Origin of the sequence: Microcystis sp. M49636_WE2 (assembly GCF_030065375.1) — a bacterium.
Lineage (GTDB): Bacteria > Cyanobacteriota > Cyanobacteriia > Cyanobacteriales > Microcystaceae > Microcystis > Microcystis aeruginosa_C.
On record NZ_JASJFG010000769.1, the window covers coordinates 1 to 4,892 of the forward strand.

A 4,892-nucleotide genomic window follows, 5' to 3' on the forward strand; every position below is an offset into this window, starting at 1 on the left:
GAGGAGAATTTAGCCATGATAGGAGATACGATCGAGTATCTACGCTGTCAGGGAAAACGAGTCATTTATGATGCCGAACATTGGTTTGATGGTTACAAAAATAACCCCGAATACGCCCTTTTAACCCTCAAAACCGCCAGGGATGCCGGGGCCGAATGGTTAGTTTTCTGTGATACCAACGGCGGCACTTTACCCCAAGAAATCGCCCCGATTGTGGAGAAAGTGCGGGAGAAATTGGATATCGATCCTGATAACGAAAATGGGACTAAATTAGGCATCCATGCCCATAATGACGCAGGAACCGCCGTAGCTAACTCCTTAGCGGCAGTTAACGAGGGCGCACGCATGATTCAAGGCACAATTAACGGTTATGGGGAACGCTGCGGCAATGCCAATTTATGTACTTTAATTCCCAATCTTCAGTTAAAAATGGGCTTTTCCTGCCTAGAAGAAAATCAATTAGGCCGATTGACGGGAACTAGCCGAAAAATCAGCGAAATGGTCAATTTAGCCCCGGATGATCATGCTCCCTTCGTCGGACGTTCTGCTTTTGCCCATAAAGGCGGAATTCACGTTTCTGCGGTGGCGAAAAATCCCCTCACCTACGAACATATTAACCCGGAAGCGATCGGGAATCAGCGCCGCATCGTCATTTCTGACCAATCGGGATTAAGTAATGTGTTAGCGAAAGCGCGCAGTTTTGGCATCGATTTAAATAAAGATGATCCCACCTGTCGGCAAATTTTGGAACGTTTAAAAATCTTGGAAAGTCAGGGTTATCAATTTGAAGCAGCCGAAGCTAGTTTTGAGTTATTAATGCGGGAAGCTTTGGCACAGAGAAGCCACCTTTTTGAATTAAAAGGATTCCAAGTTTATTGTGATATGCTCCGGGATAGTGATAATGCGATCGCTACAATTAAAGTACGAGTAAAAGAGGAAGATTTATTAGAAGTGGCCGAGGGTAACGGGCCTGTGGCTGCTTTAGATCGAGCTTTAAGAAAGGCTTTAGTCAAATTCTATCCCGAAATTGCTAACTTTCACCTGACCGATTATAAAGTGAGAATCCTCGATAGTGGTTCGGGGACGGCAGCGAAAACTAGGGTTTTAATCGAGTCAAGTAACGGCCAACAAAGATGGACAACCGTGGGAGTGTCTAGTAATATTTTGGAAGCTTCCTATCAGGCAGTGGTAGAAGGAATTGAATATGGTTTATATCTGCTGCAAAACAATAAACTAGAATTATCGGGTCAATTTTGTCCTTTGGGAATAATTTAGAGAACAGTAATCAGTAATCAGTAATCAGTAATCAGTAATCAGTAATCAGTAATCAGTAATCAGATTTTTTATCCCCACACCCCACACCCCACACCCCACTTCCTGCTCCCCTTTCTAGGATTAAATAACCCCTAGGATAATAATCGGGTAACAAAAGAATTTTGCCAACGACGAGCCAAGGCCCGCAGATACATATTAACGGGAAACTGATAATATTCGATAATTAACCAGAGTAAACAAATAGCATGGCAAATAAAGGTTAAAATCGACCAAAATAGAGGCACCCATGACAAAGGACTCCCCTCGACTGGAGGGAAAAGATAGGCCCCCGTAGCCACAATTGCTGTGGGAAAAATCACAAATCCTAAACCGATAATTAAGTAAAAACCTGCCATCTCCATGCCTTCTCTCGGTAAACCCTGCCAATACTTACCATTCCAATACCAAGTTAAGGGTAATTGACTATCGGCCATTTTTAAAACCTGTTGTTCTAAATTAGCAGTAAAAATGTGTTGACAAAAGTTACAAGCATAGGCTTCCATGAGTGGTAAAGTGGCGATTTTACCATGGCGACAGACGGGACAAGAATAGTTATCGTGATAGTTTAATCGGGTTGGCTCGGTCATGGTAATGTGAGTGAGAGTAAAAAAGGCCATTGCAGATAATTAACTTTTCCCTATTGATAACGATTGAGTTATGCGGCGCTCGCCAACACTATGGCTCATTAGTATCAAACGGGTTCAAATCTTGTGGATGAGTTATGGTAATACTTGATATACCCGCAAAATCACTGGGATTAAAGGTCAACAGATGTGTAATTTCATTGGCAAGCATAGCCGCAACGAGACGAACATCATGAGTGCGTTTACCCATCACTCTGTTAGTTGTGACTAAGTTCAGCCAATTTGTAAAAATCTGCCGAGATTCTGCCAAGACTGGAAAACGAGCGAGAAGTTGATCTATCATGCTTCTGGTTTGTTCTACAGACCAACCCAAACCATTGACTTCAGTTGGTCTGGTGGCAACAACCCAAAACTCAATTATTACTTGTGTCGCAAGGAAACATTCATCTGATTGCATGAGCAGACGAGAAACTGCATTGGTTGCCAGCTTATGCTGTAGGTCGGAACAATTGCACAATCGCATAACAATATTAGTGTCAAGTAAATATCTCGTCATCATTCGTAAATACTATCGCGACTAAAGGCTTCATCTCCTAGACTCGGACTATCTTTGGGAAGTTGTAACACCCATTCACGCAATTCCCTAGCTCTCTGGGATGGTGTTGCTCTTTGCCAAAGCGGAACAGACGATGGGACTTGTCCAGACTGAAACTCAAGGTCGGCTATGAAATCAGCAATCTTTTTCAGTTGATCATCGTTTAGTTTATCTAATTCTTTCTTAAGATCTTCTCGCAGCATAGGTCGGTTTTGAGAAAATAGACACTCTCTATGGTAACCGATATGCTCCTAGCCGTTTGGCTCAGGTGCTTGTTTATACGATCGGCTCTAAATAATCTCCCTGATTAGGCTAGACTCAAGTTGCCAGCTTAAAAAGTCTCTGGTGGTAATACTAAATCTCGTTATTACAGACTGATTATCTATTTCTCCTTTTGCCTATTGCAAGAGTGCCTATTGCCTCTCCTGATATGTAGCCTATACTCAACAGATTTAGTATGACATCTAATTCGCCTTGATTAAGGATAACTAATTAAGCAAGATTGGCAGGAATTGTCCCCAGTTTTTGCAGTTGTTTTTCAATATTGGCCTTTAATTGGATCCGGGAGATTTCTTTTCCTGTTTGAGCGGTGTGTGCATTTTCCAGAAAAATAATACTATCTACTTTTTCTACGGCAAATAATTGGAATAAAAGATGGGTTACGGGAATCAGGAGCGTTGATAGGGGTGAATTAGCAGTATTTTGAGCAGATAGGGACATTTTTTCCGTAGCAAAGGCATAGATCACCCTTTTTTCCTGTTGCGGCTGCTGCCGATGGGCTAAAGTGGTTAGTAACCAATCACCCTGGCTATTCTGAATCACATAGTATTGTAAATGTTTTAACTGTCTGGCCACGGCCGCGAGGACAGGATTAACCGCTTCTTCCATGACCACGGTGGCCAGTCCGTAATTGACCGCTTCTCGACTTAAAATATGCAGTTGGGCCTTTAATTTCATGGCTAATAATGTCTATAAACTAATCGATGGCGATGACATTCATTTCTTGACTCGGCAACCCCAGTTAAAATTGTCGTCTTGAAAAGATGAGGATGGAGATACCCAATAATAGACCAGTATAAACGAGACTGTAGAGGGCATTACCCATTAAGACATCAGCACTGGGCAGCAAACCATAAACGGCCTCGTTTCTAAAATTCAATCTCTCCAAATCTGGGAGAATTAGATAAATATTTTTAGTGATAGCGAGGATATTGGCATTTTTGCTGATTATACCCAATTGGATCAGATCTTTGCTGATGTGACCCATTAGATAGAACCCAAAAGTCATTAACGTGGCTATAATCGAACTGGTAAATACCCCAAAAGTGATCGCCACGGCCGCGATGAGAATTAATTCCAAACCGAGATAGAAAACCGAGACAATCAGGGGTAAAGCTTGAAAAGATACTTTCATCCCCAGCAACATCAGCAGGTAAATCACCAACATTACCCCCAACATCACCGCTAAAACCCCGGACAAACCCAAGTGTTTACCGAGGATAAATTCGGCCCGACTCAGGGGTTTAGGAATCAAAACTAAAATAGTTCTCTTGTCAATTTCCTTATTAATTAGCCCTGTACCCACAAAAACCGCGACAATTACCCCTAATAACCCGATAGCGGCTAATCCCAAGTCAAGAAAGATTTTCTCATCGGTTCCCACCGCAATTTCCGGTAATAAACGCCAAGCGAAGGCCATCAACAAGGCAAAAAACCCGATAAAGTAAAGAATGCGATCGCGGATAACCTCGCGAAAACTGTTAGCTGCGATCGCCCAGATTCTCAGGATGCTGATACCCATAGCCTTTCATCAAAATAATATCTGTCTTTCCCTTTGAGATTACCCATTTCCGGCGCAAAAGTGGACTTTCTCTAAAAATCAAAAATTGTCCCGGTTGGTTAGCAGTCCCTAGGGATAACTAGGTGTTGTTAAGTTAGCTAAAACAGCAGATAACCCTTACCGTTCCAGTGTTACCTTATCTTTGCAGGCAGCTTACCCGTTGGTTTTGTTGCAGTTGTCCTGAAACTTCCTCACCGTCCCAATCCGCCATCAAGAATAAGCCTAGGACAAATTGATCTCTAATAACCCCGGTGGTGGCGTAATCTCGATGCGTGCCGCTTTCAGATCCACCAGTGGCACAATTTCTTTGACGAAGGGAACCAGGGCCCGGGCCTCTGAGTCGGAGGATGAACTTTTTTTCTTGAGGGGGGCGAGATTTGCTTCCAGTTGCACTGCTAAAATGTCATTACCCGCCCAGAAAATATCTACTACAACCCCGATTTTTTCTCCTGTCAGGTGATGATAAACCTCTAAGTTTACTAGCTCACTAACATGATATTCATCCGCTTTTAGGCGAGGTTTTTCTAGTTTATTCGCCCATAATTTATATCCGCGCAAA

8 protein-coding genes are annotated in these 4,892 nt (G+C 42.7%); 1 reads left to right on the forward strand and 7 read right to left on the reverse strand.

The genetic code is table 11. The features are described from left to right. Positions 1–1,275: citramalate synthase (cimA, locus tag PX484_RS17625; protein WP_288104947.1), on the forward strand; the 1,275-nt coding region annotated here is incomplete at its 5' end. Positions 1,276–1,406: 131 nt separating this feature from the next. On the opposite strand, the gene PX484_RS17630 is transcribed toward cimA, so the two are convergent. The 7 genes from PX484_RS17630 to PX484_RS17655 all read right to left on the reverse strand — a co-directional run. Continuing rightward, on the reverse strand, positions 1,407–1,931 hold the full coding sequence (locus tag PX484_RS17630; protein ID WP_287766765.1) for a hypothetical protein: 525 nt from the start codon (positions 1,929–1,931) through the stop codon (positions 1,407–1,409). A gap of 58 nt (positions 1,932–1,989) precedes the next feature. Then, positions 1,990–2,457 carry a type II toxin-antitoxin system VapC family toxin gene (locus PX484_RS17635; protein ID WP_002801782.1) on the reverse strand — a complete coding sequence of 156 codons (468 nt, stop codon included), beginning with the start codon at positions 2,455–2,457 and terminating at the stop codon, positions 1,990–1,992. Beyond that, positions 2,454–2,696: a hypothetical protein gene (locus PX484_RS17640; protein WP_002775464.1), complete on the reverse strand. Its 243-nt coding sequence runs from the start codon at positions 2,694–2,696 to the stop codon at positions 2,454–2,456. The genes PX484_RS17635 and PX484_RS17640 overlap by 4 nt, the downstream gene beginning before the upstream one ends. 289 nt (positions 2,697–2,985) lie before the next feature. After that, a complete protein-coding gene (locus PX484_RS17645; RefSeq protein WP_287766766.1) occupies positions 2,986–3,450 on the reverse strand; it encodes a hypothetical protein in 465 nt (154 codons plus the stop codon). 64 nt (positions 3,451–3,514) lie between these two features. Continuing rightward, positions 3,515–4,294: an ABC transporter permease gene (locus PX484_RS17650; protein WP_002801780.1), complete on the reverse strand. Its 780-nt coding sequence runs from the start codon at positions 4,292–4,294 to the stop codon at positions 3,515–3,517. Beyond that, a complete protein-coding gene (locus PX484_RS25840) occupies positions 4,254–4,376 on the reverse strand; it encodes a hypothetical protein (protein WP_157404752.1) in 123 nt (40 codons plus the stop codon). The genes PX484_RS17650 and PX484_RS25840 overlap by 41 nt, the downstream gene beginning before the upstream one ends. A gap of 179 nt (positions 4,377–4,555) precedes the next feature. Next, the coding region (locus PX484_RS17655) for a PRC-barrel domain-containing protein (protein WP_288104949.1) at positions 4,556–4,892 on the reverse strand (337 nt) is incomplete at its 5' end.

What these genes read in the sequence shown, in the direction of transcription:
- PX484_RS17635 (WP_002801782.1), bottom strand. Translation starts at nt 2,457, where the DNA reads ATGATGACGAGATATTTACTTGACACTAATATTGTTATGCGATTGTGC.
- PX484_RS17640 (WP_002775464.1), bottom strand. Translation starts at nt 2,696, where the DNA reads ATGCTGCGAGAAGATCTTAAGAAAGAATTAGATAAACTAAACGATGAT.
- PX484_RS17630 (WP_287766765.1), bottom strand. Translation starts at nt 1,931, where the DNA reads ATGGCCTTTTTTACTCTCACTCACATTACCATGACCGAGCCAACCCGA.
- PX484_RS17645 (WP_287766766.1), bottom strand. Translation starts at nt 3,450, where the DNA reads ATGAAATTAAAGGCCCAACTGCATATTTTAAGTCGAGAAGCGGTCAAT.
- PX484_RS17650 (WP_002801780.1), bottom strand. Translation starts at nt 4,294, where the DNA reads ATGGGTATCAGCATCCTGAGAATCTGGGCGATCGCAGCTAACAGTTTT.